The following is a 25,856-nucleotide window of genomic DNA, read 5'->3' as shown; positions in this document are numbered from 1 at the left end:
ACGCGCTCGAACCGAAGCATTCAAACCAAGGGAGCCACACCCATGGGACAGTCAAAGCCCTACCGTGCGAAGGCCCTGGTGGTTGAGGACGACCCGATGCAGCGCGAGATGATCGGGCTGCTGCTGGAGGAAAGCGAGTTCGACGTCATCGCCTGCGAGAGCGCCGAGGCCGCCGAGCTGGTGCTGCAGGGCAACGGCGACAACGTCGTGCTGATGATGACCGACGTCGAATTGGCCGGAAACATGACCGGCATCGAGCTCGCTTATGCCGCGAAGAAGTACAGACCCGATCTCGACGTGATCGTCACCTCGGGCAAGCCGCTGCGGCAGCGCCTGCCCGAAGGCGCCTTGTTCTGGGCCAAGCCCTGGGCGCCGCTGGACGTGATCCGGGTCGCCGAGATGAAGGCGTCGGAGCTTTCGCATCGCGGATGGCGCAGGTCGTCATAACGGGGTGTCGACGCTGGCGCCGGGCGGAGGCCGGCAGCCGCTTCCGCCGTCCCCGTCGCCGTGATATTGGCGGACGATGTCCCGTCCGCCTGTCCCGCCCGCCGAGGATTTGAAGTGACCTGGTCCTTTCTGCTGACGTCGCTGATCGTGGTGGCCTCGCCCGGCACCGGCGTGCTCTATACGCTGGCGGTGGCGCTGACCCGGGGAGCGCGGGCGAGCGTCGCGGCGGCGTTCGGCTGCACGCTCGGGATCGTGCCGCAGATGATCGCGGCGATGCTCGGGCTCGCCGCCATCCTGCACACCAGCGCCGTGGCGTTCGCGGCGCTGAAATGGGGCGGCGTCGTCTATCTGCTCTACATGGCCTGGCAGGCGCTGCGCGAGCGCGGCGCGCTTGCCGTTGACACCGAGATCAAGCCGCGCTCGCGCCGGCGGGTGATCGTGACCGCGATCCTGATCAACATCCTCAATCCGAAGCTGTCGATCTTCTTCCTGGCCTTCCTGCCGCAGTTCATCGCGGTCGACGAGCCGCACCCGCTGGCGCGGATGGTCGAGCTCAGCGGTGTCTTCATGGCGATGACCTTTGCGGTGTTCGCGGTCTACGGGCTGTTCGCCGCCTCGGTGCGCGACCGCGTCATCACCCGGCCGAAGGTGATGGCCTGGCTGCGGCGAAGCTTTGCCGCGGGCTTTGCCCTGCTCGGCGCCAGGCTCGCCTTGGCGGAGCGCTGACGTCGCGGCCGTCACGCCCGGACGCAGGCAATAAAAAAGCAGGCGTTGCGCCTGCTGCCTTGCGCCCCGTCAGTTCGGGGCCGATCGATGTAGGGTGGTGAATTCGAGGTTGACGTCGCTGCGACCGGTTGTCCCGGTCCGGGTGCCCGGGCAGGGCAAGAGCCGCTACCCGGGCTGGAATTCGTTACTTCTTGGCGGCCTTCTTCTTGGTGGCCTTTTTCGCCTTCGCCTTCTTCGCCTTCTTCGCTTTCTTAGCCATAGTATCCTCTCAGGGTTTCATGGATTGAACGCGACTCCGAGGCATGCTTGGCGGAGGGCCAGCCTCGCAACATCCTCGATATCAAACTCAGCAGATTCGGAGGCTGCTGCCGCGTGCTGTCACGGCGTCGTCATCGTGTTATCCACAACTGTTACGCGTTTTCGCCAGCTTTTTCGCGAAGCGTTGCGCATGTCGCGCGTCGCGGCGTCGGCGCATCCGTCATGCTTAACGATGCGCAAACGGCGGATGCGCAGATATTCATCAATTCAAAACCACGGCGCGGATTGGCACGTTGTGGGTGACGCTCCGTTAAGCGGCGCGGCCGCATGCTGTTCCGTAAGACAACGGGGATTGTCATTTGAGGAAACGCCCGGAGGGGGCAGACGGTCATTTCAGGAGAGGCGAGGCCGATACGGCTCTCGAACAGGGGCGATGTTGAGCGTTCCGACGCTTTGGACGGTATTCATTATCAATTTTCTCGCGCTCGGGCTGATCTGGGCCTATGTCGCGCGCAGCTATCCTGCTTTCGGCGCGGCGCGGTTCTGGACCGCGTCGGCCCTCGTCGCCTCCGCCGGCGCCAGCTGCGCGATGCTTCGCGTGATGCTGACGGACTCGCTGCTGCCGCTGCTCGCGGCCGGGACCTTGATGGTGTTCGCCGCCGGCCTTGCCGCGATGGGCATCGAGCGGTTCTACGACAAGCCTGCGACCTGGCGCGCCACCCTGCTGACCACGGCGCTGGCCTTCGCCGGTCTCGGCACCTTCATCTTCGCCTATGACAGCATGCCGATGCGCATCCTGGTCTACACCATTGCCCAGGTCACGCCGTTCGCGCTGACGCTGAAGCTGTTGCTGTCGTCCGAGAACGGCCGCGTCAGCCCCGGTGCCCGGCTCGCCGGCATCGTCGCCTCCGTGCTGATCGGCATCTATGCGCTGCGTGCCGTCGGCGCGCTGCTGCAGCCCGGCGAGTTCTCCTTCGTCCGCTTCTCTGCGGGGCAGTCGCTTGTGATCCTGCTGATGGTGTTCCTGTCGATGGCGCTCAATTTCGGCTTCCTGCTGATGGCGATCGACCGGCTGCGCAACGAGGTCGCCGACCTCGCGCTGCTCGACGATCTCACCGGCGTCGGCAACCGCCGCCATCTCTTGCAGCGGCTGACCGAGGAATGCGCGCGCTCCGACCGCAACGGCGAGGCGTTCGCGCTGCTGGTGATCGACCTCGACGGCTTCAAGGGCATCAACGACACCCATGGCCACGCCGCCGGCGACGCCTGCCTGCAGCATTTCACGCTGATGGCGCAGACGCGGCTCCGCCCGGGCGACATGCTGGCCCGCACCGGCGGCGACGAGTTCTGCATCGTGTTGCCGTCCTCGACGCTGCGCGAAGGCGCGATGATCGCGCGCCGCGTGCTCGAGGTCTGCCGCGCCGATGCCGAGCAGTGCACCGGCAGGGACATTCCGATCGCGGTCTCGATCGGCGTCGCGCAATGGACCCGCGAGATCGGCCTGCATCCCGATCGCCTGGTCGCCGCCGCCGACCACGCGCTCTACGACGCCAAGAAGGGCGGCAAGAACGGCTACGCGACCTACGAGCCGAAGCCGGCGCCCGAGACGGTCGAGGCGAGCCTGCGCAAGCGCGCCTGAGCGTGCTAACGAGAGACGACACCGGATCTTCCGTGATGATGCCTCGCCTGCTCACCGCACTTCTTGTGCTTGTCCTGTCCGCTGCCGTATCGGCCGAAACGCCCGATCTCGCGACCATCGCGCGATCGCAAGGCACGCCCGAGATTCCCGGCTTGAAGATGGTCTGGCTGGCGGCCTGGGGCGACGTCACCAGATCGCATCCCTGGCGCAACATCATCGTGCACCAGACCGAGGGGCCGCAGGGCTCGGCGCGATACGGCGCCGAGGCGCAGCACAAGAACCCGACCCGGCGCGGCGTCATGGTCTGGGTCGAAACCGACGGCACGGTCTATTGGGCGGTCTCCGACAACCTCGTTCCGACCCACACAGACGGCGCCGATCGCAACGACAACAAATACATCGACAACAGCAAGACCTATCACCAAGTGAACAAGGACACGTCGATCGGCGTCGAGTTCGCTGGCAATTACCCCGACGTCACGAGGGGCCCGACCGACGCACAGGTCGCGGCCTGGCGGGTGCTGGTGAAGCTGCTGCGCGCGCGTTACGGCATCCCGCCGGAGCGCGTCTACGCCCACAACTGGATCGACTTCAAGGATGCCCGCTACTGCGAGGGCTGCGCGCTCGCCACCATGGCGCGGCAGTGGGGCAAGTAGGGCGGGTACTCATCAAGATCCGGGACGCTAGCGTTTCGTGACGAAGCGGCAACCCGACCCGACCTCGGCGATATCGCCTTCTGAAGCGGTCATCTGGCTGTCCCAACCCCAACTCCCACCTTAAAGGTGACAAATTTTCAGACATTGAGAAGTGCGGACGCAAGTTGTTGCGTGACGTTGGAGTGCACCAAGATGAGCCCTTCTGGAGCTTTGATCGCGATCCTGCCGTGCAATGACCTTGATGCGTCGGAGCGGTTCTACAATCGGCTGGGCTTTGCGCGCCCGGACAGCGAAAGGCCTGCTCCGGGAGAGTCCGACACCTATCGCATGCTGTCGAACGGGAAGGGCGGATATCTACATCTGACGGACGCGGTCGAGGGATGGCTGACGCCGGGCAGAAACCCTTTTGGGCTTTATCTTTACCTCGAGAGTGTTGATGCTGCGGCGCGCGAATTTCAGCAATCACCCGAAGACAAGCCGTGGGGGATGTACGAATTTGCGGTCTCTGACCCGGATGAAACGTTGGTCCGTGTCGGTTGGCCAACCCGTCTCCGCGCCGAAGCGCAATAATTCGTCTGCTTTTGGACCCTGGCCGACATAGCCAAAAGCGCCTGTTTTGTCCGCTTCGTAGGATGGGTGGAGCGAAGCGATACCGATCAAGCTTGTGCTGCGCGGTGGGATGATGGGTATCGCTGCGCTCTACCTATCCTACGGACTGGCCAGGGCAGGCCTTGACCCATCGCGGACATTTCCTCGTCTTCATCCATTGATCTGGATCAATGCGTCCCCTCACGCTCGCGTTGGCATCGTTCGTTCTGCCAATCCATACGGAGGGTACTATGGAAAGCGCATGCAGGTATCCCTTAGCGTTGATCGTCTTTGCGTTGGCACCGTCTGCTTTCGCCGCCGAGCTCCCAAAAGAAGGCAACTTCGATTACACGGCGTGCTGGTCGGGCACGAGCAACACTATCTCATTTTCCAAGACCCACATCGCGCGAAGCTATGAGCATACCGGCTCTATCCGAAGCAATCCTCCGGGTGGGCTTTTCGACAAAGATACATTCCGGTGCGTAGGGGTTAGTGCGTCTCTTGGTGGGAAGATTACTGGCACCACGGTCTGCGAGTCCATTGACGGAGACGGTGATAAGCGACTTTCGTACTTCTCGACGTCAGAAGGAAAGGTAACCAGAGAGACAGTGGCGGGGACTGGGAAGTACGACGGCATGGTCATGACCGCAACGATACAACCCTTAGGGCCTTTCCCGGTCATCAAAGAGGGAACCTTTCAAGACTGCAATCACCAGACTGGTACCTATACGTTGAAGTGATGTTGCATCTTTGCGCGAGGGCCGCCTTTGGGCGGCCCTTGCTTTGCCCGAACCGGCGATCGAATGTGGACGATGGGTGTTGCAGCACAGGGGCTGGCGTTAACGACGCTTGGCGATTTCCAGCCTGGGCGACATCGCTTCGAAGCTTGTTAAAATTTGCCGGATACCTCTTCCGGGCATTGCGATCAGGGGAGAGGTATGGGTAAGCGGGCCAAACGTGGAAAGACCGAGACGCTCGCGCTACCAGTGGCCGGAAGAGTTGTAGTTGGCGTCGTGGCCGCTGCCGCATTGGGGTACGGCTTGCTGTGGCGGCCGGCGGGCGTTCAACCGATACGGAAGCAAGCCGCGCATCAGGTGCCGGCACCATCTAGTCCTGCGCCGTCGACTCCCATTCATGTAGCGGCGGCGGTTCAGGCTCCAGCGCCAGCTCCGGTTCCGATCCCGGTCCCCGCGCCCCGGATCGAAACACCAAAAGCCGCTGACGCTCCCGGAAAATTTGCTCGGCAGGTGGTTGACTACGTCAGTCACCAGCCGCCGGGCACCGTCGTCATCGATACCGGAAACACATTCCTCTATCTGGTTCTGAATGGCGGGCAGGCGATGCGCTACGGCATCGGTGTCGGCCGCGAAGGTTTCACATGGTCCGGTGAACAGGTCGTGGCCCGCAAGACAGAGTGGCCGGATTGGCGTCCGCCGGCAGAGATGATTTCGCGCCAGCCTTATCTGCCGCGGTTCATGGCGGGCGGCCCCGGCAATCCGCTCGGTGCCCGGGCGATGTATCTGGGCGATACCGAATACAGAATTCACGGCACCAACAAGCCCGATACAATCGGGAAGCGGGTTTCGTCCGGCTGCATCCGGCTCACCAATGACGACGTCACGGACCTCTATGATCGGGTGAAAGTCGGCGCGAAAGTGATCGTGCTTCCGGCACCCGCCGCCCATCGACCATCCCCGGGTGCGCTGCCCGACGCCGCCGTCTCATCGCAGGAACCGGCGTCGCCGTCGAGCCGGCCCTCGGCAGTCAACGCGCAACCGCAGGCTTCTCGATCGAAGATGGCCGACGCCCAGTAACTCAATTCTTCTGTCCCAGATCTACAACTTGAGAAGCAGCCCCGTTCAAAATGGGCTGGGTGGCCGCACCGTAACCTGCGGCATGCCAGGCGTCGGTGCGCTGTATGAGACCGTATGATCGCGTGCGTGGGGCATTGGTAGTAGCGCGCTGCAGCAACAGCGGTTTCTTGTGGATCAAATTCGGGAAAGTCGTAGCGTCGTGAGTAGAGGCTGTGCCGCTACAGCCTTCCAGCCCCGGCAGCCCCAGCTCACCCCCTGAGCTGGGGCTTGCTTGGTTCCTCGTTCGATGGTCGATCGGGATGGATGGCGTCGAGTACAGCCTGATAGCTCTAGCGATAGTTTTCTTCGTCGGCGGCGCTCTTCTGCTCGGATGATCAGCGCTACAACCCCCACACCATCGCGACGGCCAAGAGCACCAGCATGCAGGGCCCGCGGTCACAGCCGTCCTTTCGCGTTAGGGATCACGTCTCACTGAGCACATCGTAAATCGGCAAATGCCCGCGGCAATTGCCATTCCGAACTATTCGTCACCAACAGACGGGCAGGCAAATCGCGTGCGCAAAAGTAGTAGCGCGCCGCAGCATTGCGGTTCGTAGTGGATAGAAACTGGGAAAAAGGCGCAATGTAACGTCGTGGGCGGAGGGCGGCCGCTACAGCCTCCGAAGCCGCGTCAGTCCCAGCTCAATCCGCCTTCCAGCTGGGCGCACCGGACGGGGAGGGAGATCTCATGAGGGCAGCGCTCTTGGCATTATCGCTCGTTGGTCAGCCGCCCGTACAAATTTCAGACAGTGTTCCCAACTTCGACATCAAGTCGCTTTGCGCGGACGTTTCCGTTGACGATAAAGCGTCGGGACTTCCCCAGGACGCGAGCAAGTGCGTGAGTGACGAGGCGGTTGCGCGGCAGCAGCTAAACTCGATCTGGCTAACTGTCCCGGCGGGACCGCGAGAAAGTTGCGAACTCATGGCAGGGTCAGGGCAAGTACAAAGCTACGTCGAACTCCTCATTTGCTTGAAAATGATTGACTGGGACTCGCCATCGACAGTGCCCTCTCAGAGGCCCAAGCAAGGTTCGAAAACGCCAGGCAATTAACCGCCGTTCGATGAATTGCGACGGAGCGCTGTGAAGCGTGCGGAGAGGTCACCATTCAGTCTTCCGAGCGCAGAGTCGCTTCGATGCGCTGGATCAGCCGCTCCCGCAGCGAAGGCACCGCGTTGCCGAGAACGGCGAAGGTGCGGACGATGGGCAAATACGGCTCCATTGCCGCCGTCAGCTCCGCGAGAGACATGCCGGCCAGCCGAACATATTCGGATTGCGCCGCCGCATTGGTCGCGCGCGGCCGCTCCGGATTGTCGGCGACTTCCGGCCCGAGCTCGGACAGGATCACGTGCAAGAACCCAAGCTCGAGGACGGCGGGCCCGCGCATCGCGCTGACCCAGTCGACCAGCTTTGGGCCTTCCGTTGTCATGATCACGTTACCGGGGCTCAGGTCGGTATGGCAAAGCCCGTCGCCCGGCGGCAAGCGATCGATCAGCGCGAGGATTTCAGTGGCGATGTGCTTCGGGAGCTTGCCGTCGTCGTGCTCCAACTGAGCCTCCATATACTCGCGCATGGAGAGGACCTCCGGCGGCAGGGGCGTCTTGTGAATGGACATGGCAAGAGCCGCGACGATCGCGCCGGCCTGTTCGAACGTCACCGCGCCGGTTCGGGTTAGCTGCAGCAGGGTCGGTCCGTCGAGGCGCTGCAGCACGATGCCGAAGCGCCCGTCCAGGGTCACCTCTCCGAACACCTCCGGCACCGGAGCGCCGGCGGCGTGGACGGCGCGGATCATGTGCACCTCGAACCAGGGCATCCGCCGCGGCAAGCCGGGCTTGAACAGTTTGACGACTTGCCCTGGCGCCCAGGCGTAGGCTTCGGAGTAGGCGCCTTCACCGATCTTTTCCCCCAGCGATCCCTGCATCTTTAGCCTCCGTGTTGCTGTGACCCTCACCCTATGGTCACTCGTCATAGGCGGAGCGAAGCGACGCCGTTGTTCGAACGGCCATGGCCGGGCATGCCGCCTTCGCTGAAGCTTCGGCGGCCGAGCGAGTATGTCGGCCCGGCGTAGCCTTGGCGTAGGCGGGATGACCGGGAGTAATCACCCCGCCGGGCGCAGGGCCGCCTCGACGCGCTGGATCAGCCGCTCCCGCATCTCAGGCATGGCTCCGCCGAGCAGGAGGAAGACGCGGACGATCGGCAAATAGGGCTGCATCGCCGCCGTCAGCGCCGCAGGGGCTATGCCGGCCAGCCGCGCATACTCCGCCTGCAGAGCCGAATTGACCGTGGCCCGCTCCGGATCGTCGGCGTGTTCCGGGTCAAGCTCGGCAATCAGGACATGGCACTGTGCAATCTCGTAGGCGGCGGGCGCACGAGCCGCGCCGAGCCAGTCGATCAGTCTCGGACCCTGCGCCGTCATGATCACGTTGCCGGGGTGAAGATCGGAATGGCACAGCACGTCATCGGGCGAGAGGTGCTCGATCAGCGCGAGGACGCCGGTGGTGATGCGCTCCGGAAGCACGCTGCCGCCGAACCGCAATCGGGCGTCCATCGCCTCGCGCAGCGAGAGTGCGTCCGGCGGCGGTCGCGTCTTGTGGACGGCAAGGCAGAGCGTCGCGAGGATTGCGCCCGCTTGTTCACGCGTGATGGCGCCGGTGCGCGTAGCCTGCGTCAGGGTCGGCCCATCGAACTGCGGCAGCACGATGCCAAAGCGGCCGTCCAGGGTGACTTCGCCGAGCACCTCCGGCGCCGGGCCGCCGGCGGCGAAGACCGCGCGGGTCATTTGCATCTCGTGCCGGACGACCCACTGCGGGATACCTGGCTTGGACAATTTGACGACCTGACCGGGCGCCCAGGCGTGGACATCAGCGAAGACGCCTTCACCGATCTTTTCCCCCAGCGATCCCCGCATGCCCGTTCTCCGCCGTGCAGAGCAAACACCGGCGGCGAGCAAAAAGGAACCCCCTCCGTCGCGGGGGCCGCGGACACCATCGCTGACGGCCTGCGTGACCATCGAGAACGCCGGGTCTTCGAGGTGAACCGGAAGTCCCTCGGTAGCGGCAAGGCTTTGGCGAGTCTCGTCCGAGCCTTTAACTCGGTTCAATCCAATGGGAAGGATTCGAGACGTACATGGTTCCTCGCGTCAAGAAAGCGGACAATTCAAGTCCCACACCTAAAAACGGCAAGTCGAGCACAATGACGCCCGAGCCCTTGGCTGCCTCGAATCCTCCGTACAGCGTGTGGAGCGCATTTCTCACGTTCTGAAGCAAGCCGATAGCCGTAAAGGTGTTTCGCGTATTCAGCGCGGGTGCCACGTACCTGCCGTTTTTCAAGCCATCGATGAAGTACTTGCTGTTATGGATCGATTGTAGTGCCGATTTCGAGATCAGCTTTTCGGTAAATGCGACATTGACGCCCCAGTCATTCAGGGGTTCACGGTGCAACTCATATGGAACGCTGAAACCAAAGCCGATAACAGCAACGGCCCCTCCGCTGCCTCCAAGACCCAGTCCCCACCGGCTGCTAATAATCTGGAGGTCAAAGGTCTCCAAATCTCCCAGGTTCACGACGTAAGCGGTCGTGCTCTCGATGCCGCCGATTAACAACTGTCCGCCAGACTTGACGCCGAAGCCAAGCCAACGTTTGAAGAATTTGCGTTCCTCCGGATAAAATTGAGGTTTCGGTTGAGGCGGCGGTGGTGGCGGTGGCGGTGGTGGATTTGGCTTATTCCAAACCGAGATGATCACACCACGCCAAGCTTCGTTTTCCACCCCATCCATTTCACCTGCATACTTGGCCGCGCGTTCCCCTTTCGCCACCTCGAGCGCAACTTTGAAATTGTTGGGCACTTGTTTGCGAAGCAGATCGATTACGGCCCGCAGCCTATTCTGCGACAATTCCATGTTGAAATCGTCGCTGCCGGTACGACTTGCAAGTCCTATAATTGTAAGGCTTCCTCCGCTCCTCAATTTTGGAGCGACGACACTGATCAGCCAATTGGAATGTTCCGGCTTTATGGCGAACTTGCCGACTTCGAAGTTGAATAACTTCGCCGCAATCGTATCCGGTGCCTGCGATCCGTACTCCTGGATTTTTCCAGGTGATGCCATGTTGACTATCTCCCAACGGAGAGACCGACTGCGGAACGGGTAGGACCCGGATTGAAATATCCGCGTATCAATATCCGCGCATCAATGGGTCGCTTTGGAGTTTATGCCGGTTCATCGTCGCCCTCGGATTTCCCGTCAGTGACTTGAAGGTGCCGTCGAAGTCGGCGAAGGCGAAGCCATAGGACACTCCGTGGTTTTCGGCGGAATGAGCTCGCGCGGCAGTGGGCGAGTAGGGCCGCGTACTCCATTAAAATCCAGGACGCCTGCTTTCGGGGACGAAGCGGAAACCCGATCCGAGTTCAGGGATATCGCCTTCTGGCCCGAAGCGGTCCTGCACGCGGATGGCGCGCCGTCGCGTGCGCCATCCGCTCCTGCAATCTATCTCTTGCTATCTCTTGCGAAGAAAGAGAGCCTCAGGCCTTCAGGTCCGTGATCCGCATGATCGCGACCACATTCCCATCATTGTACGCCTGCTCTTTTGTTTCCTTGTTGCAGGTCCAGACAAAATTCTTCTTGCCCGTAAAGGTCTTTCCCTCCTGTTCAAGCCGAAGCTCCCCTTCGGTGATATGGCAGATCATGGCATTCATCATCGGGGGGCCCATGGTCTTCGATCCCGGCTGCATAATGACATCGCGCATTGAGACCGTCTTAAATCCTGGGATCAGGGATGGTGTCTCGCCTTCATATTCACGCAACACGACACCTGGCCAAGGTGCCGTATCCTTGTAGCCCGTGGCTTGAGCCTCGGCGGGCTTGATCATGGCAGTCGAAACCGCTGCCAACGCGATTCCCAGTGCGGACCTTCGATCGACCTTCCTCATCGCTTTTCTCCCGACGTTACCGAACGAGCGGCCGCAAATGCAGCGCGCAAAGTTCGTGGTGAACGGTGGTGCGAAACCGAAAAAAGAACGGCCTCTAGGAGAGCGTGCCTGCCGATAGCACCAGTGCTGCTCGTTTGCCCGGACGGTGATTTCGGCACGTCCCGCTTCAAGGGCCGTGACATTCTACGTCACCTGACGCATCCGGGGAACAGGTGGCGTTGCACGAAGACACTGCAGCCTGTCGGGAAGGTCCGAAACTGGCCCCTTAGCCGGCATGACCGAGTGCGCCTCGCGGGTCCGCACCCGAGGCTGATGCGGACATTCGTCGGCAGGCGGATTGATGGCTACACGCCCCGGATCGAGGTGCGTGCCGAGCACCACTTTGCAAACAACAAAAAAGCCGGCGTTGCCGCCGGCTTTCGTGTCTGTTGGCTCGCTGCTGCGCGATCAGTGCGCGGCTTCGAGCGCGGCTTCCTGCCGGGCAATCGTGCCCTTCACGGCCGACTGCACCTTCTCGAACGCGCGGACCTCGATCTGCCGCACGCGCTCGCGCGACACGCCGAACTCGGCGGCGAGGTCTTCCAGCGTCATCGGCTCATCCGCCAGACGCCGCGCCTCGAAGATGCGGCGTTCGCGCGGGTTGAGCACGCCGATCGCACCGTTCAGGGCCTGGCGGCGATGATCGAACTCCTCGCTCTCGGCCATCAGGGCTTCGGCGTTGGGCGAGTTGTCGACCAGCCAGTCCTGCCATTCGCCGGCTTCGCCGTCGTCGCGGATCGGGGCGTTGAGCGACGCGTCACCGCCGAGGCGGCGGTTCATGTCGATCACGTCCTGATCGGTCACGCCGAGGCGCTTGGCAATCAGCTTGACCTGGTCGGGGTGGAGATCACCCTCTTCCAGGGCGGAGATCTTGCTCTTCGCCTTGCGCAGGTTGAAGAAGAGCTTCTTCTGGTTCGCGGTGGTGCCCATCTTCACGAGCGACCAGGAACGCAGAATGTACTCTTGTATTGACGCCTTGATCCACCACATGGCGTAAGTGGCGAGACGGAAGCCCTTCTCGGGCTCGAATCGCTTCACCGCCTGCATCAGGCCGACATTGCCTTCCGAGACGACCTCGGAAATCGGCAAGCCGTAGCCGCGATAGCCCATGGCGATCTTGGCCACGAGCCTGAGATGGCTGGTGACGAGCTTATGCGCCGCGTCGCGATCGTCATGCTCGCGCCAACGCTTGGCGAGCATGTACTCCTGCTGGGGTTCCAGCATCGGGAACTTGCGGATCTCGGCGAGGTATCGAGAGAGGCCGGATTCTCCATTGAGGACCGGCAACGTAGCTGTACGGGCCATTTGAGCGCCCTCCAGTGGTTCAGGCCCCCGATAGCGGCGGGCCCGGCAGGTGGCCGCTGGGTTAAAGCCGGCCATGCTGCGATGTTCCGCGCTGGATATTCAGCGCAGGTGCAACATACACCAAACTGTCCGTGATAGGGAAGGATTGCTGACGTCACGTCCCCGTGTGGCAGGTATAACCTGTTGTCATAACGCGGCTTTTCCGGAAGTGGTGCGTCATACCGCCGCTTCCAGCGCCCGTTGCAGAAGAAGCAAATCCTCCGGCAAAGGCGCCTCCCAGTGCAAAAGTTCTCCGGTCCGGGGGTGCTCCAATGCCAGCAGATAGGCGTGCAGGGCCTGCCGGCCCAGCGCAGTGAGTGTGTCCTTACCTTCCGCGCCGAGCTGCCCGGCCTTGGTCTTGAAGTGGGCGCCGTACACGCTGTCGCCGAGCAGGGGATGGCCGAGATGGGCGAGGTGCACCCGGATCTGATGGGTCCGCCCGGTCTCGAGCCGGCACGCCAGCAGCGAGGCGACCGGCTTGCCGTCGCGGCCGGCAAAGCTCGAGAGCACTTCGAAATGGGTGATCGCCTCGCGGCCGCCCTGGCGCACCGCCATCTTCTCGCGGGCGTGCGGGTGGCGGTCGATCGGCGCGTCGATCGTGCCGTGGGGCCGGTTCGGCACACCCCAGACGAACGCCATGTAGCCGCGCTCCATCGGCCCGGTGCGGCCATGGTCGGCGAACTGCGCGGTCAGCGACTGGTGGGCGTGGTCGTTCTTGGCGACCACCATCAGCCCCGTGGTGTCCTTGTCGAGGCGGTGCACGATGCCCGGCCGCTTGACCCCGCCGATGCCGGACAGGCTCGAGCCGCAATGGGCGATCAGCGCGTTGACCAGCGTTCCGCTGGCGTGGCCGGCGGCGGGATGCACGACGAGGCCCCTCGGCTTGTCGATGACGATGATGTCGTCGTCCTCGAACACGATATCGAGCGCGATGTCCTCGCCCTGCGGCTCGGCGGGCGCGGCCTCCGGCACGTCGATTATGATCGTATCGCCTTTGGCGACATGATAAGCGGGGTCGCGGACGACGGCGTCCTTGACGGTCACGGAACCGGCGAGGATCAGCGCCTTCAGCCGGGACCGGGACAGCTCGGGACTGCGCTGCGCGAGCACGCGGTCGAGCCGGGCCGAGCCCTCGTCGCCGGCGACGACGACCTCCAGCTTCCGACCGCCATTCGAAGAGACTTGTTGCGAAGACACTTGCAAAGATAGAGCCTTGTGATGACCGACACCGCTGTGACCGAACCGACCCCCGACCAGGCCGCGCTGATCGCGCGGGTGCGGCGCATGATGCTGATCGCGGGCCTGACCTCGGCACTGGCCGTGGCCGTCGTATTGATTGCCATCGGCTACCGCCTTTATCGCAGCGAGGGAAGCCCCGTTTCCGTTTCCGACGTCACTGCTGCGCTGCCGAAAGGCGCGCGCATCGTCGCCACCGGTGTCGCCGGCGAACGATTGGTCCTCACGCTTGACGTGGGCGGTGCAACAGAGATTCGCACATTTGATGCAAAGACGCTGAAACCTGTCGGCAGGCTGAGCTTCGTCAACGAGCCCTGATCGCAGCAATCGCGAAGCCGCGCCGTCGATCAACCCAAAGCTGCAGCGTATTTTTTGCGCATGCGTTCTCGCATCGAGAAGGTGTGCCGCCATCTTTTCGGCCGAGTTGCACGTTCAGCTTGCGCCATGTCGCAAGCCAACTCCAGCGCTTCGATCGAACAGTCCGGTGAATCCGATGCGGCAGGGTCGTGCGCCGACCCGACGCGCCGCGCGGTGTTGACCGCGCTCGCAGGCTGCGCCTGTCTCGCCGCGATCGAACCAGCCGCCGCCGATGATGAAGAACAGCCCGGTGCCAGCGAGCGGCCGCAAAAAGCCGATCGGCTCGTGCGCGCCGAAGGCGACAAGGCCGGCCAGGTCATCAAGTCGGAAGATCTGACCTTGGGCGGCCCGCCCATTCGCGCCTGGCCGCAGGACCCGAACACCTCGGTCGTTCGCAAGGGCTCGCGGCTGAACGAGGTCGTGCTGGTCAAGCTCGATCCGAGCGAACTCGACGATGCCACGCGCGCCCGCGCCCCTGACGGCATCGTCTGCTACTCGGTCATCTGCACGCATGCCGGATGTCCGATCACTGCCTGGTTGAAGGAAGAGCAGGGCGACAAGAACGTCCTGAAATGCCTCTGTCACAACTCCGAATACGATCCGCGGCAGAATGCGCAGGTCGTGTTCGGGCCGGCGCCACGTCGCCTCGCGGCATTGCCGCTGACGGTTGCCGACGGCGCGATCACGGTCGCAGCGCCATTCGTCGGAAAGGTGGGTGCTCAGCAGGGAGGATGAGGCCACATCGGGATTTCTGCATGACCTAAACTGAAAAAATCAAAACAGAGCAGGGAGGTAGCATCTCATGACAAGCAAGCAGTGGTTACTGTCGAGTTGTGTCGCATTCACGTGCCTCATTTCGACCTATGCCGTCGCGGGGCCGATCGAAAACTACAGTTCGGTGACCTCGGCGCGGCTCGAAAATCCCGAACCCGGCAACTGGATGCTGTATCGCCGGACCTATGACGGACAGGGGTATAGTCCGCTCAACCAGATCAACACCTCCAACGTCAAGGGCCTCAAGCCGGTCTGGACTTTCTCGACCGGCGTCATCGAGGGCCATGAGGCGCCGCCGATCGTCAACAACGGCGTGATGTTCGCCGCGACCCCGATGGGCCAGGTGATCGCGCTCAACGCCAAGACCGGCGAGGAGTATTGGCGCTACAAGCGGCAGCTTCCCGACGATCTGTTCCAGCTGCATCCGACCAGCCGTGGCGTCGGCCTGTGGCAGGACAAGGTCTACTTCGCCACCACCGACGACCACGTCGTCGCGCTCGATGCCAAGACCGGCAAGGTGGTCTGGGACACCAAGGTCCAGGACTACAAGAAAGGTCAATACCTGACGCTGATGCCGCTGGTGGTCGACGGCAAGGTGATCGTCGGCGGCTCCGGCGGCGAGTTCGGCGTGCGCGGCTATGTCGTCGCCTACGATGCCGAGAGCGGCAAGGAGCTCTGGCGCACCTTCACCATCCCCGGCGAGGGCGAGCCCGGGCATGAGACCTGGAGCGGCGACGACTGGAAGTCGGGCGGCGGATCGGCCTGGATGACCGGCACCTACGACAAGGACAACAAGACGATCCTCTGGGGCGTCGGCAACGCTGCGCCGTGGCCGGGCTCGGCTCACGCCGGCGACAACCTCTACACCAGCTCGGTGATCGGTCTCGATCCCGAGACGGGCAAGATCAAGAAGCACTTCCAGTATCACCAGAACGATTCCTGGGACTGGGACGAGGTCGATGCGCCGATGCTGGTCGACCTGCAGCGTGACGGACGGTCGTTCAAGAGCCTGATCCACCCGGGACGCGACGCCATCTTCTGGGTGCTCGAGAACAAGCCCGACAAGATCAACTACGTGTCCGGCTGGCCGTTCGTGAAGACCAACGTCTGGAAAGGCATCGAGGCCGAGACCGGCCGGCCGATCGTCGATCCCGAGCACAAGCCGGTGATCGGCAAGCGGGTCGAGTTCTGTCCGTCGCTGTGGGGCGGCAAGGATTGGCCGTCGGCGGCGTACAGCCAGAGCACCAAGCTCGTCTACGTTCCCGCCAACGAGAACTTCTGCGGCGGCTTCACGGGCGAGAAGCAGCCGCTGGTACCCGGCCAGCTCTGGCTCGGCACCAAGCCGGAGGACATCGGACTGACGCCGGCACCGAACGCCGATCATTTCGGCGAGTTGCAGGCGTGGGATCCGGCCACCGGCAAGAAGGTCTGGCAGCACGACTTCAAGACCTCGCAGCTGTTCGGCTCGGTGACGGCGACCGCGGGCGACCTGGTTCTCGCCGGCGGCACCAACGACCGGATGTTCCGCATCTTCAACGCCAAGACCGGCGAGCTGTTGTGGGAGCAGAAGACCAACTCCGGCATCATGGCGATGCCGATGTCCTATGAGGTCGACGGAACGCAATACATCGCGGTCCAGTCGGGTTGGGGCGTCGACGCGCAACGCATCCAGGATGCACTGGCCGGCAAGGTCAAGGGCTTCGAGAACAACGTCCCGCAAGGCGGCGTGATCTGGGTGTTCGCGCTCGACAAGAAGTAAGGCACGATCTGAGCTTCGGTCCTGATTGAATGAGGACCGAAGCTCCGGCTTGTTACGACGCGTTTTCTCCAAGCGAAACGGTGTTCGTTTCGTTCGAAAACGCTTCTCACCGATAGGGGGCGATGCGATCGGGAAGCGGCGGATGGGGAGACCGCCGCTTCCCGGTCCGCGCTTGCTTTATTTGCCCTTGGTATCGACCTTCCGCTTCTCGTCGTCGTTCATCTGCTTGATCGTGGGATCGCGGCTGGCCTCGCCAGTGGTCTGGCCGGTGGTCGCTGGCGGGCCGCTGCTCGGAACCGAGTTCTGGTCGGGCAGCACCCGCGCCGGACGGGTCGCCGTTGCGTTCGGCGGCGAGGCGGTCTGGGCAAGCGCCGTCTGTGTCGCAAAAAGCAAGACGCCCGCGGACAGGGTTGCCGCGAGCGTCCCGAATGTTTGAGGTGGGGTTCTCATCGATCTGCTCCAGTGGATCGATGAGAACGACCTATCTCGTCCGACGTTCCAGCTTCAGGTCTCCAGCTGCTTGCCGATCGGAAGGGCGCGGATGCGCTTTCCGGTCGCGGCAAAGATCGCGTTGATCAATGCCGGCGCGAACGGCGGCACGCCGGGCTCGCCGACGCCGCTCGGCGGGGTGTCCGCGCCGGGCGGCACGATGTAGACGTTGGTGATCACAGGCGACTCGTCCATCCGGATCACCGGGAAGTCGTCGAAATTGCCCTGCTGCACCTTGCCGTCCTTGAAGCTGATCTCGCCGTATTTGGCCAGACTCAGCCCCATGATCGCGGCACCCTCGATCTGCGAGTGGATCCGTTCCGGATTGACGTAAGTGCCGCAATCGATCGCGGTGTCGACCCGCGGCACCGAGAACTTGCCCTTGTCGTCGATCGCCACCTCGACGATGGTCGCGATGTAGCTGACGAAGGAGCGGTGCACCGCGATGCCGAGGCCGTGGCCCTTCGGCACCTTTCGGCCCCACTCGCCCTTCTCGGCGACCAGTTCGACCACCTTGCGTAAGCGCGCGGTGTCGATCGGGTAGCTGTCATAGGGCTCGCCGTAGTTCCAGGGATCCTTCACCGAGGACAGGTTGACGATCCGCGGGCTTCCGATCAGCTCCAGCAGCATCTCCTTCTGGTCGCGGCCCGTCGCATGCGCGATTTCGGCGACCATGGATTGCACCGCGAAGGCGCGCGGGATGTTGGAGACCGAGCGGAACCAGCCGATCCGCGTGAACGCGGCCGCTTCCGGATTCTCGCACTGCAGGTTGGCGATCTCGAACGGGTTGTCGATCAGGCCCATGCCGAGCTCGAACGGCGCTTCGTGATTGGCACCGGCGGCGAAGGTCGAGGCGATGGTCGGCGCCACGCTGCGGTGCCGCCACGCAATCACCTTGCCGCTCTTGTCGAGACCGGCCTCGATCCGTTCCACCGAGACGGTGTGCAGGAAGTCGTGATGGACGTCGTCCTCACGGGTCCACTGCACCTTGACCGGCGCGCCGAGCTCCTTCGACAGCAATGCCGCCTCAAGCGCGAAGTCGCATTTCGACTTGCGGCCGAAGCCGCCGCCGAGCAGCGTCACGTTGACGGTGACATTGTCCTCGGGAATCCCGAGCGTCTTGGCGACGTCCTCGCGGGTGCCGCCGGGGCTCTGCACCGGCGCCCAGATCGTGGCCTTGTCGCCCTTGACGTCGGCAACCGCGACCGGCGGCTCCATGCTGACATGGGCGAGATGCGGGAGATAATATTCGCCCGTGATCACCTTGTCGGCGCTCTTCAAGGCCGCATCGGCATCGCCTTCCTTCCGCACCACGAGGCCGGGCTTGCGCGCGGCTTCCTCGAGCGAGGCACGATAGGTGACGGAGTCGTATTTGGCATTGGCGCCGTCGTCCCAGACGATCTTCAGCGCGTCGCGGCCCTTGATCGCGGCGCCCGTGTTACGCGCGATCACGGCCACGCCGCCGAGCGGCTGGAACTTGGACGGCCACGGCCAGCCCTTGACCTCCATCACCTTCTCGACGCCCGGGACCTTCTTGGCCGCGCTGTCGTCGAACGACTTGAGCTTGCCGCCGGTGACCGGCGGACGCGCGATGACGGCGTATTTCAGGCCGGGCAGCCGGACATCGGCGCCGTAATGCGCCTTGCCGGTGGTGATGTCGTGCAGGTCGACGATCGAGACCTGGCCCTTGCCGAGATAGCGGAAGTCCTTGGGGTCCTTCAGCTTGAGGCCCTCGACGCTCGGCACCGACTCCTTCGCGGCGTCGGCCGCGAGCTCGCCGAAGCCTGCCTTGCGGCCGCTCGCGCTATGCACCACCTCGTGGTTCTGCGCCTTCACCTCGGTCACCGGCACGCCCCATTTCTTGGCGGCGGCGGCTTCCAGCATCGAGCGCGCCGAGGCGCCGATCTGGCGCATCGGGATCAGATAATGCCGCGTGCTGCGCGAGCCGTCGGTGTCCTGGTTGCCGAACTTGACCTCGTCGCCATGCGCCTGCTGGACATGGACGCGCGACCAGTCGGCCTCCATTTCCTCGGCGACGATCAAGGGCAGGCTGGTGCGGACGCCGGTGCCCATCTCGGAGCGGTGCGCCAGGATGGTGACGATGCCGTCGGGGGCGATCGCGACGAACACGCGCGGATCGACCACGACGCCGTGCGGCATCTTGCCGGCGCCGGTTTCATAGGCGAACGCCTGGCGCGTCATCACGGGCGCGGCGAGCACGAAAGAGCCGGCGATGCCGAGCCCCTTGAGGATGCTGCGGCGCGAAACGTTCTCGACCTTCACGTGCTTCTCGAAGCCGCGAAGCTTGCTGGGGTTGGTGCGGATATTCATGTCATACCCCCGTCGATGCGAGATGGACGGCATTCTCGATCCGCTGGTAGCAGCCGCAGCGGCAGATATTGCCTGCCATGGCTTCGCGGATCTGGTCGTGGCTCGGCTTCGGGTTCTGGTCCAGCAGCGCCGCGGCCTGCATGATCTGGCCGGCCTGGCAGTAGCCGCACTGCGGCACGTTGACCTGGCGCCAGGCCTTCTGCACCGGATGGTCGCCGGTCGGATGCAGCCCCTCGATGGTGGTGACCTCGCGGCCGACGACGTCGGACACCGAGGTGATGCAGGCGCGAACCGCCTCCTTGTCGACGATCACGGTGCAGGCGCCGCACAGCGCCTGGCCGCAGCCGAACTTGGTGCCCGTGAGGCCTGCTTCGTCACGGAGATACCAGAGCAGCGAAAGATCCGGGTCGCCGTCCCAATTCTGTTCCTGGCCGTTGATTTTTAGTTTGATCATGGTCTGTCCTCGCTCTGCTTAAGCTATTGACCTGTGCGGCGCGAGGTGCGGAACGTCTTCCATGGCCTGCGACCGCGCTGATGTTTGTTGTGCCAAGATATTCGTGAGCCAAATCTGCCGTGCGCCAAGGCCGTCAAGCGCTTGCGCTTTGTTCCAAGCACTCCTCTCGCTTGTCCGGCGCCGTGCGGGGCGCAGCATGGTGAAGGGCTGCGATGTTAGCAGAGACGGACGCCGGGTGACTTCACAGCCAAGTGTTTTGCATTGCCATTTGGCGAAAGCAGGGCCGTGCACGACGACGACATGACATCTCAGGGTGGCCATCATGCAATCGCGCGGGCGGTGCCACTGTAGCGTGCAGGTGCGACGCGCTCGGCAAAGGCACGCGCGGCATCTCGCCCGGCCTCGTCTTCCCGGGTGCGCGATTGCACACCTGAGGGCATCGCGCGGCGATGAACCCGGAATCCAGCGCTATGGCGCCGGATGCCCCCGGGGGCGTTCGTAAAGCATGCGTGACAAAATCCCCGCCGCAATGCACAAGGCATCTTGCGGCGGCCGGATTTCAAGGCTATTGCCTTGCCTCTCAACGCTCCCTTCGTCTAGCGGTTAGGACGCGGCCCTCTCAAGGCTGAAACAGGGGTTCGATTCCCCTAGGGAGCGCCAGCCTGAGACCTTTCGACTTGATTTCCCTTTCGTTTTCGGCGTTTTCCCCAAACCTGCGGAAGCGGTTTGGGAAATCCTGTTCGCGTTCCGTCCTTCAAGCTTGATCACCGCGTCTTCAGCGAGGGCCGCCTGATCAGCCTCCTCCGTATAGCGCTCAGCTTCAGCTAGCGTCGTGTGTCCGAGGACAGACATGATCATCTTCGCCGTTGCGCCGGCTTCGGCGAGCAAACGTCCGGCGGCTTTCCGTAGACCGTGCGGCTTGCAATCGAGAGGCAGTCCGGCCTTCGAGATAGCGTCGCGCATCCATCCACTGAAACCATCAACGGTGAAGGACTTGCCATAAGCAGTCGTAATGATCACGACGCGTTGCATGTCATATGCGTTGAGCGCTTCGACGGTGTCCCGATGCAACGGGATGAGGAGCTCGCGCCCAGTCTTCTGTTGCTTTATCCTGATCTTGCGTTCTGGCGTGATGTGCGTCTGCGCCATCCTGACTACGTCGGAGCGACGCTGACCCAGATTGAGGAACAGGTGAAACGCAGTGCGCTGCTTGGTCCCGAGCGGCCAGCATTTTTTGAATTGCTCAATTTCGTCGTCGGTCCACGACCGAATTTTCTTGATCTTCGGCCGCTTGATACCCAATGACGGATCATGCTTCAGCCATCCGATATTGATCGCGTGACGAATCAGTATCCGGAGCTTCTTCAGTGTATCGAGTGCCGCACCTGGGCGATTCGCATAGGGTTGAAGAATGCCAGTGATGATGCGCTCGCGCGAGAGCCCGGCGACTGTGCGATGACCGTGTTCGATCCGGAGCGTCTCAAGACGGCCAATGTAGCCCGTCTTGCTCGTGTCACGGAGGCCAACGTATTCGGCGCTCTTCATGTAGGAGGCGATGAGCGCCGCGATAGTGCCAGGCGCGGCCGGCACAAACCGATCTCGGACCGGTACGAATTGGCCGAGCAACGCGGCTTGGTATGCCACCATAAATTCTTCGCTCGTGGGGTCGTTCGGCAGACGAGAGCGAGGTCCTTTCCCACGTCGAAAGGATAGATACGTATGGCCCTTGACGTGATTACGCTCGACGTGAAGCGGCAGCTTGCGGGGCATCGATATCCTTCCACGTGTCGTCAACGCGGGTATTATTGCCATCGGAAGGCAGTTCATCAATGGCGATGTCAAGTTGACGGACATCCCAAGCCCGACGCCGCTCCCCGAGCAATCGTGCTCGGGGCATTTGGCCGTTCTTCACCATCTCATCAAAGGTGTTGGGTGACACGCAGACGTACGCGGCGGCGGCCTCGCGACTGATGAGCCGTGGTGCCAGTGATGGCGGTAGCGCTGTTTGCCGTGGCATCGCGATGCCCTATGACAGGCGATCCATTCCGCCGATCTGTGCATCGCAACATGAAGGTGCTTGGCTCGTCCAAGCAAGGGCGCGCGGTCCGATTCGGAAGCCCATGCGTGCAGTGGCGCAGAAATCGGATGGTAGCACGGGACAATGCGTGTTCAGCCTCAAAATTCTCGTCGATGAATGTCGGGCCTCTGTGAAGGAACAGAAGAGGCTCCCGCGAGCAGGTCGGTCAGGAAGGCATGGGTCGCAAGAGCGGATGTGACAATCAGGACCGAACGCTGCTGGTTGGTAGGGATGAATAACACGTACACACCAGATCGCCGATGAGGTCATCGACGGCAACACAAGACGGCAGGCGCTATGGCGCGGTCACCAATATTGAGCCTTTCGTTCCGCTCCGCCGACGGCGGCCTGCGTCAAAGCCCGCAGCACACATGTAGGAGATCAGCCCGATTCTAGATCCTGACCACTTTCCAAAGTCTTGCCGGCCTAACGCCTGAACTTGATGCCGCCCGACTCTAGCAGGCTGTTGAAAAAGGCGCTCGCCGGCGAGCGACGACCATGATTCATTGGCTCCGACGAGATTCGGAGACGGTGCGTGCGCGGCGACGACAATCGAACGGGCGAGCTGTTCAGCTACGTCGATCTGGAAGCACGAGTGCGGCGTGATCATCCGCTGCGAGCGATCCGGACGATCGTGAACGAGGCGCTGGCGGTGCTGGAACGCGAGCTCGCCGCGCTTTATTCGCCGATTGGGCGGCCGTCGATTCCGCCGGAGAAGCTGCTGCGGGCGATGCTATTGCAGGCGTTTTATTCGATCCGCTCGGAGCGGCTTCTGATGGAGCGGCTGGAATATGATTTGCTGTTCCGCTGGTTCGTCGGAATCGGCGTCGACGATGCAGCCTGGGACCATTCGGTGTTCTCGAAGAACCGCGACCGGCTGCTGGAAGGCGACATCGCGGTCAAGTTCCTCGCGGCGGGCCGCGGCGGTGGCGGGTACAGTTTCAGCCTGTACGGCCCCGAAGGCGGCCGGAAATATCTCAATCGCGAGGAGCGGCGTCGCTGTCTCACCGCCATGGCTGCTCTTGAACCGAAAGACCGGCTTCTCGCGCTGGCTCTCGCATGCACGGGTATGCGCATCAGCGAGGCGCTGAGCATCATCCCTCTCTCTTTTCAGATCGAAGCTGGCATCGTCGCTGTCCTGACATTGAAGCGGCGAGCAGTCGTCTGGCGCGAGATCCCTATTCCGCGCTGGCTCATGGCCGAACTCGATTCGCATTTTGGCCTCGCTGACGCTGGCGCATCATCAAGGACGTAATGATGCTCTCGCAGATCGTGGGGCGCGCGGCGTGCCCGCGTGGCCTGCGCCACTCGTTCGGTGTCGGCACGCTGCAAGCCGGAGTGCCGTTGAACAGGGTCCAAAGCTGGCTCGGTCATTCACGGATGAGCACGACGGCGATCTACACTGCCGGCATGTGGCCCTGAGGATATCGAGTTCATGGCCCAGTTCTGGCGCGATTCCGATCTGGATCGGAGGCCAGATGAAAAGGCGGGTTAACAAGATAGACAAGATCATCGGTGCGAACCTGCGCTTCTATCGGCTCATGCGCGGGATGACGCAAGAACGGCTTGGGCTAGAGGTTGGCCTCAGCTTCCAGCAGATTCAAAAATACGAAAATGCCACGAACCGCGTCACCGTAAGTACCCTGATCAATATCTCTAATGTGCTCAACCTGCCCATGGTGATGTTCTGGACAGAGCGGCGCATTAGCGATTGATCTCGGCCTCGCTTATCTCTCCACCCGTTTTTGGGCTGAAACTGGGTCCATGAGTTAGCAAGATCGTCCGGCCGGGCGCTATGCAGCGGCAACCAAAGGCAAAGCGCGCTTTATCCTTCAGCGGCGGGCCCGCGTATCGGAGGCTTCCCCCGGCCGGTCCCTTTGCCGCTATCGATACGAGGGCGGCAGACCGTTGATGAGATTGCAGACGATCCGGTAAATCTCATAAGTGCCGATCTTGGCGAAGCGCTCATCGATAGATTCAGCCCAAAAACGGGCGGCGGGATAACCGCGGCGGTGCCAGTACTCTTCAAGATGTTTGGCAAGCGCCATCGCACCTTTCTTGCTGAGCCAGTCCGCACCGCGCCCGAAGGCATTGTTGTTTGCCGCAACTACTCCCGTACATCCGCCAGTTCCTACCACTGTCCTCATATGCAGTTCCCCCAAAGTTGCGACGCAGCAGATATACCGGCACGAAGCGATGCGACTGAAACTCATTCTTGATATTTAGAAAGCGATTGCTGAGTTCATACGCGGATATGCCGGCGCACTTTGTGATGCGAGCATGTGTCGCTCGCCGGAGGCACTCGCGCGATGGGTTGCCGCTTCGCGGCACCGCTATCACTACCCATCACGCGGGTACCTTGTTAACCGGTCTCGCGACTGCACTCGCTTTCGGGCCCCGCCGTCATTTCATGCCGGCGTCGCTATCACTGTCCCGAAATCGGGTGCCTCCTTCAGCGAGCCTGCGTCCGCGCTCCAGCATCAACGCGGCTCCCGCTTCCCCTCGACACTGGACAAATCAGGGAATGCCGGGGAACAAATTGCGTACCGGAGTGACCGTTTACCGATCCTGTCAAGAATGACGATCTAAGACCAAAATACCCTTTCCGGTTGCAGCGAGGGGCGGTACGGTCATTCCGGGAAGGGGCGAATGGCCAAGATCAAAGCAAAGAAGCGCGGCAAAACAAAAGCCGCGAAGAGAAGCAACGTGGCCCGGCCATTCACGCCGGAAGCGTTGCTCAAGCGAAGCATCCGAGCCCATTTTACCAGGCTCGGCTTCACGAAGGCCAACGATGGCACCCTCATTTTACCGGGCTCCGGCAAAGAGGTAGTTCGAAAGCTTCATAGCAGCCAACGCGCAGAGCGCTTGGAAGACAGTAAAACCTTCGTCGAGCGTGCTTTGCCACACGCCCTTCCTCACTTCGCGAACGGCGATGAAATTGATCCAGCAAAGATTCAGTTGCGCCTCATACGCGTGGAAAGCGGTACAAAGAATTCGGACCTTTTCAGGTTTGCCACGCTGACCTGGTCAGTGCCAGTTTCGGTCGGATTTGGTCGCCGGCTTCGCTATCTCGTTTGGGATGAGGCCCATAAACGCCTCGTCGGATTAATCGCGCTAGGTGATCCGGTCTTTAATCTGTCGGTGCGTGACAACCTCATCCAGTGGAACGCAGAGGATCGTGCGAAACGGCTTGTCGGAATCCTAGATGCCTACGTGCTTGGCGCCGTGCCGCCTTACAACATGCTTCTTGGCGGAAAGGCCGTGGCCTGCCTTGTCCGGTCACAGGAGGTCTTCGATGACTTCAAGAAGTTCTATGGCAACACAGTCGGTATCATTTCCGGAAAGAGAAAACGGGCCCAACTACTCGCCGTCACCACGACATCGTCAATGGGCCGCTCATCCATCTACAATCGTCTCCGATTGAGCGGCGACGTCTACATGGACCCTATCGGCTACACGGTAGGATGGGGACATTTTCACATCACAGACCGTCTATTCGACGAAATCCGCAAATACCTCCGCCTGAAAAAAGACCCCTACGCCGGCAATCACCAGTTCGGCGATGGACCAAACTGGCGCCTTCGGACCATCAAGAAGGCGCTCGGTGAGTTAGACATCAATGAGTCGGTGCTGCGGCATGGCATCCAGCGCGAGGTTTTTATCTGCCCCTTCGGTCCGAATGCACTTGAGATACTCAAGACCGGCAAAGGCAAGCTGAATACGTCTAACCTAAAGACGGTTCAGGAAATCTCCGATCTCGCCCGCGAGCGCTGGATCGTGCCGCGAGCTGAGCGGCGGCCAGAATTCAAGGCGTGGAAGAGGGAACGCATCCCTGATCTGATTGCCGGCATCGAGTACGCTCCCGCTAAGCTAAAAGCTCGCGCCAGCTAGCTTCGACGCGGTG

The 25,856-nt window shown here is 62.3% G+C and carries 22 protein-coding genes, 1 tRNA gene and 2 pseudogenes; 14 read left to right on the top strand and 11 right to left on the bottom strand.

The annotated features are described in order from the left end of the window. Positions 1–42: 42 nt before the first annotated feature. The 6 genes from J2R78_RS09980 to J2R78_RS09955 all read left to right on the top strand — a co-directional run bounded on the left by J2R78_RS09980 (position 43) and on the right by J2R78_RS09955 (position 6,128). Positions 43–447 (top strand): response regulator, encoded by a 405-nt coding sequence (locus J2R78_RS09980; RefSeq protein ID WP_057018055.1) that lies wholly within the window; start codon positions 43–45, stop codon positions 445–447. A gap of 114 nt (positions 448–561) precedes the next feature. After that, positions 562–1,173, top strand: coding sequence for a LysE family translocator (locus J2R78_RS09975; RefSeq protein ID WP_038386831.1), 612 nt, complete (start codon positions 562–564; stop codon positions 1,171–1,173). A gap of 691 nt (positions 1,174–1,864) precedes the next feature. After that, the gene (locus tag J2R78_RS09970; protein WP_253604106.1) at positions 1,865–3,070 is read left to right on the top strand and encodes a GGDEF domain-containing protein; all 1,206 of its coding nucleotides are present in this window, start codon (positions 1,865–1,867) and stop codon (positions 3,068–3,070) included. Between the two features lie 35 nt (positions 3,071–3,105). Beyond that, positions 3,106–3,726, top strand: a complete 621-nt coding sequence (locus tag J2R78_RS09965) for a peptidoglycan recognition family protein (RefSeq protein ID WP_253604104.1) — start codon at positions 3,106–3,108, stop codon at positions 3,724–3,726. Positions 3,727–3,918: 192 nt separating this feature from the next. Further along, positions 3,919–4,296, top strand: coding sequence for a VOC family protein (locus J2R78_RS09960; protein WP_253604102.1), 378 nt, complete (start codon positions 3,919–3,921; stop codon positions 4,294–4,296). Positions 4,297–5,252: 956 nt separating this feature from the next. Then, the gene (locus tag J2R78_RS09955; protein WP_253604101.1) at positions 5,253–6,128 is read left to right on the top strand and encodes a L,D-transpeptidase; all 876 of its coding nucleotides are present in this window, start codon (positions 5,253–5,255) and stop codon (positions 6,126–6,128) included. A gap of 1,145 nt (positions 6,129–7,273) precedes the next feature. Here J2R78_RS09955 and J2R78_RS09950 read toward each other — a convergent pair. The 6 genes from J2R78_RS09950 to J2R78_RS09925 all read right to left on the bottom strand — a co-directional run bounded on the left by J2R78_RS09950 (position 7,274) and on the right by J2R78_RS09925 (position 13,672). Further along, a complete protein-coding gene (locus tag J2R78_RS09950) occupies positions 7,274–8,086 on the bottom strand; it encodes an aminoglycoside phosphotransferase family protein (protein ID WP_253604099.1) in 813 nt (270 codons plus the stop codon). Positions 8,087–8,263: 177 nt separating this feature from the next. After that, complete coding sequence (locus J2R78_RS09945) at positions 8,264–9,073, bottom strand: phosphotransferase (protein WP_253604097.1); 810 nt, start codon at positions 9,071–9,073, stop codon at positions 8,264–8,266. 178 nt (positions 9,074–9,251) lie between these two features. Then, positions 9,252–10,271 (bottom strand): OmpA family protein, encoded by a 1,020-nt coding sequence (locus J2R78_RS09940; protein ID WP_141340036.1) that lies wholly within the window; start codon positions 10,269–10,271, stop codon positions 9,252–9,254. Positions 10,272–10,684: 413 nt separating this feature from the next. Further along, positions 10,685–11,092 carry a hypothetical protein gene (locus tag J2R78_RS09935; RefSeq protein ID WP_253604095.1) on the bottom strand — a complete coding sequence of 136 codons (408 nt, stop codon included), beginning with the start codon at positions 11,090–11,092 and terminating at the stop codon, positions 10,685–10,687. Between the two features lie 447 nt (positions 11,093–11,539). After that, positions 11,540–12,436, bottom strand: a complete 897-nt coding sequence (gene rpoH, locus J2R78_RS09930; RefSeq protein ID WP_024581019.1) for an RNA polymerase sigma factor RpoH — start codon at positions 12,434–12,436, stop codon at positions 11,540–11,542. A 216-nt stretch (positions 12,437–12,652) separates the two neighbouring features. Then, positions 12,653–13,672: an RluA family pseudouridine synthase gene (locus J2R78_RS09925; RefSeq protein ID WP_244435987.1), complete on the bottom strand. Its 1,020-nt coding sequence runs from the start codon at positions 13,670–13,672 to the stop codon at positions 12,653–12,655. Between the two features lie 21 nt (positions 13,673–13,693). Here J2R78_RS09925 and J2R78_RS09920 point away from each other — a divergent pair, with 21 nt between their 5' ends. The 3 genes from J2R78_RS09920 (at position 13,694) to J2R78_RS09910 (ending at position 16,601) form a co-directional block, all read left to right on the top strand. After that, positions 13,694–14,029, top strand: a complete 336-nt coding sequence (locus tag J2R78_RS09920; RefSeq protein ID WP_028333161.1) for a hypothetical protein — start codon at positions 13,694–13,696, stop codon at positions 14,027–14,029. A gap of 126 nt (positions 14,030–14,155) precedes the next feature. Beyond that, on the top strand, positions 14,156–14,803 hold the full coding sequence (locus tag J2R78_RS09915) for a ubiquinol-cytochrome c reductase iron-sulfur subunit (protein WP_253604091.1): 648 nt from the start codon (positions 14,156–14,158) through the stop codon (positions 14,801–14,803). 67 nt (positions 14,804–14,870) lie between these two features. Then, entirely contained in the window at positions 14,871–16,601 is a 1,731-nt protein-coding gene (locus J2R78_RS09910) for a methanol/ethanol family PQQ-dependent dehydrogenase (protein ID WP_225159733.1), read from the top strand. 177 nt (positions 16,602–16,778) lie between these two features. Here the strand turns inward: J2R78_RS09910 and J2R78_RS09905 are convergent, their stop codons facing one another. Genes J2R78_RS09905 through J2R78_RS09895 form a run of 3 tightly spaced genes read right to left on the bottom strand, consistent with a single transcriptional unit; the run spans position 16,779 to position 19,875 of the window. Then, a complete protein-coding gene (locus J2R78_RS09905; RefSeq protein WP_057018047.1) occupies positions 16,779–17,051 on the bottom strand; it encodes a hypothetical protein in 273 nt (90 codons plus the stop codon). Positions 17,052–17,105: 54 nt separating this feature from the next. Further along, positions 17,106–19,421: a molybdopterin cofactor-binding domain-containing protein gene (locus J2R78_RS09900; protein ID WP_253604087.1), complete on the bottom strand. Its 2,316-nt coding sequence runs from the start codon at positions 19,419–19,421 to the stop codon at positions 17,106–17,108. Position 19,422: 1 nt separating this feature from the next. Continuing rightward, complete coding sequence (locus J2R78_RS09895; RefSeq protein ID WP_028333166.1) at positions 19,423–19,875, bottom strand: (2Fe-2S)-binding protein; 453 nt, start codon at positions 19,873–19,875, stop codon at positions 19,423–19,425. A gap of 585 nt (positions 19,876–20,460) precedes the next feature. Here J2R78_RS09895 and J2R78_RS09890 point away from each other — a divergent pair. Continuing rightward, positions 20,461–20,535: transfer RNA gene (locus J2R78_RS09890), tRNA-Glu, on the top strand. A 189-nt stretch (positions 20,536–20,724) separates the two neighbouring features. On the opposite strand, the pseudogene J2R78_RS09885 reads toward J2R78_RS09890, so the two are convergent. After that, a pseudogene (locus tag J2R78_RS09885) lies at positions 20,725–21,420 on the bottom strand (tyrosine-type recombinase/integrase); the annotation flags it as partial. 1,067 nt (positions 21,421–22,487) lie between these two features. Between J2R78_RS09885 and J2R78_RS09880 the strand changes: the two are divergent. From J2R78_RS09880 to J2R78_RS09875, 3 genes and pseudogenes are all read left to right on the top strand, one after another. Beyond that, positions 22,488–22,868 (top strand): annotated as a pseudogene (locus J2R78_RS09880) (transposase); the annotation flags it as partial. A 338-nt stretch (positions 22,869–23,206) separates the two neighbouring features. Further along, entirely contained in the window at positions 23,207–23,374 is a 168-nt protein-coding gene (locus J2R78_RS45335) for a tyrosine-type recombinase/integrase (RefSeq protein ID WP_375167009.1), read from the top strand. A gap of 56 nt (positions 23,375–23,430) precedes the next feature. Further along, a complete protein-coding gene (locus J2R78_RS09875) occupies positions 23,431–23,667 on the top strand; it encodes a helix-turn-helix domain-containing protein (RefSeq protein WP_253604085.1) in 237 nt (78 codons plus the stop codon). A 168-nt stretch (positions 23,668–23,835) separates the two neighbouring features. Here J2R78_RS09875 and J2R78_RS09870 read toward each other — a convergent pair whose 3' ends face one another. Beyond that, positions 23,836–24,099 (bottom strand): hypothetical protein, encoded by a 264-nt coding sequence (locus J2R78_RS09870; RefSeq protein ID WP_253604083.1) that lies wholly within the window; start codon positions 24,097–24,099, stop codon positions 23,836–23,838. Positions 24,100–24,601: 502 nt separating this feature from the next. Between J2R78_RS09870 and J2R78_RS09865 the strand changes: the two genes are divergently transcribed. Next, positions 24,602–25,843: a Druantia anti-phage system protein DruA gene (locus tag J2R78_RS09865; protein WP_253604081.1), complete on the top strand. Its 1,242-nt coding sequence runs from the start codon at positions 24,602–24,604 to the stop codon at positions 25,841–25,843. The last annotated feature ends 13 nt before the right edge of the window (positions 25,844–25,856 follow it).

The organism is Bradyrhizobium sp. USDA 4538 (genome assembly GCF_024171045.1).
Lineage (GTDB): Bacteria > Pseudomonadota > Alphaproteobacteria > Rhizobiales > Xanthobacteraceae > Bradyrhizobium > Bradyrhizobium australafricanum.
The sequence above is the reverse complement of the archived record's forward strand: the minus strand, read 5'-3'. Positions and strand labels throughout refer to the sequence as shown.

What these genes read in the sequence shown, in the direction of transcription:
- J2R78_RS09980 (WP_057018055.1), top strand. Translation starts at nt 43, where the DNA reads ATGGGACAGTCAAAGCCCTACCGTGCGAAGGCCCTGGTGGTTGAGGAC.
- J2R78_RS09970 (WP_253604106.1), top strand. Translation starts at nt 1,865, where the DNA reads ATGTTGAGCGTTCCGACGCTTTGGACGGTATTCATTATCAATTTTCTC.
- J2R78_RS09965 (WP_253604104.1), top strand. Translation starts at nt 3,106, where the DNA reads ATGATGCCTCGCCTGCTCACCGCACTTCTTGTGCTTGTCCTGTCCGCT.
- J2R78_RS09960 (WP_253604102.1), top strand. Translation starts at nt 3,919, where the DNA reads ATGAGCCCTTCTGGAGCTTTGATCGCGATCCTGCCGTGCAATGACCTT.
- J2R78_RS09955 (WP_253604101.1), top strand. Translation starts at nt 5,253, where the DNA reads ATGGGTAAGCGGGCCAAACGTGGAAAGACCGAGACGCTCGCGCTACCA.
- J2R78_RS09950 (WP_253604099.1), bottom strand. Translation starts at nt 8,086, where the DNA reads ATGCAGGGATCGCTGGGGGAAAAGATCGGTGAAGGCGCCTACTCCGAA.
- J2R78_RS09945 (WP_253604097.1), bottom strand. Translation starts at nt 9,073, where the DNA reads ATGCGGGGATCGCTGGGGGAAAAGATCGGTGAAGGCGTCTTCGCTGAT.
- J2R78_RS09940 (WP_141340036.1), bottom strand. Translation starts at nt 10,271, where the DNA reads ATGGCATCACCTGGAAAAATCCAGGAGTACGGATCGCAGGCACCGGAT.
- J2R78_RS09935 (WP_253604095.1), bottom strand. Translation starts at nt 11,092, where the DNA reads ATGAGGAAGGTCGATCGAAGGTCCGCACTGGGAATCGCGTTGGCAGCG.
- rpoH (WP_024581019.1), bottom strand. Translation starts at nt 12,436, where the DNA reads ATGGCCCGTACAGCTACGTTGCCGGTCCTCAATGGAGAATCCGGCCTC.
- J2R78_RS09920 (WP_028333161.1), top strand. Translation starts at nt 13,694, where the DNA reads ATGACCGACACCGCTGTGACCGAACCGACCCCCGACCAGGCCGCGCTG.
- J2R78_RS09915 (WP_253604091.1), top strand. Translation starts at nt 14,156, where the DNA reads ATGTCGCAAGCCAACTCCAGCGCTTCGATCGAACAGTCCGGTGAATCC.
- J2R78_RS09910 (WP_225159733.1), top strand. Translation starts at nt 14,871, where the DNA reads ATGACAAGCAAGCAGTGGTTACTGTCGAGTTGTGTCGCATTCACGTGC.
- J2R78_RS09905 (WP_057018047.1), bottom strand. Translation starts at nt 17,051, where the DNA reads ATGAGAACCCCACCTCAAACATTCGGGACGCTCGCGGCAACCCTGTCC.
- J2R78_RS09900 (WP_253604087.1), bottom strand. Translation starts at nt 19,421, where the DNA reads ATGAATATCCGCACCAACCCCAGCAAGCTTCGCGGCTTCGAGAAGCAC.
- J2R78_RS09895 (WP_028333166.1), bottom strand. Translation starts at nt 19,875, where the DNA reads ATGATCAAACTAAAAATCAACGGCCAGGAACAGAATTGGGACGGCGAC.
- J2R78_RS45335 (WP_375167009.1), top strand. Translation starts at nt 23,207, where the DNA reads ATGATGCTCTCGCAGATCGTGGGGCGCGCGGCGTGCCCGCGTGGCCTG.
- J2R78_RS09875 (WP_253604085.1), top strand. Translation starts at nt 23,431, where the DNA reads ATGAAAAGGCGGGTTAACAAGATAGACAAGATCATCGGTGCGAACCTG.
- J2R78_RS09870 (WP_253604083.1), bottom strand. Translation starts at nt 24,099, where the DNA reads ATGAGGACAGTGGTAGGAACTGGCGGATGTACGGGAGTAGTTGCGGCA.
- J2R78_RS09865 (WP_253604081.1), top strand. Translation starts at nt 24,602, where the DNA reads ATGGCCAAGATCAAAGCAAAGAAGCGCGGCAAAACAAAAGCCGCGAAG.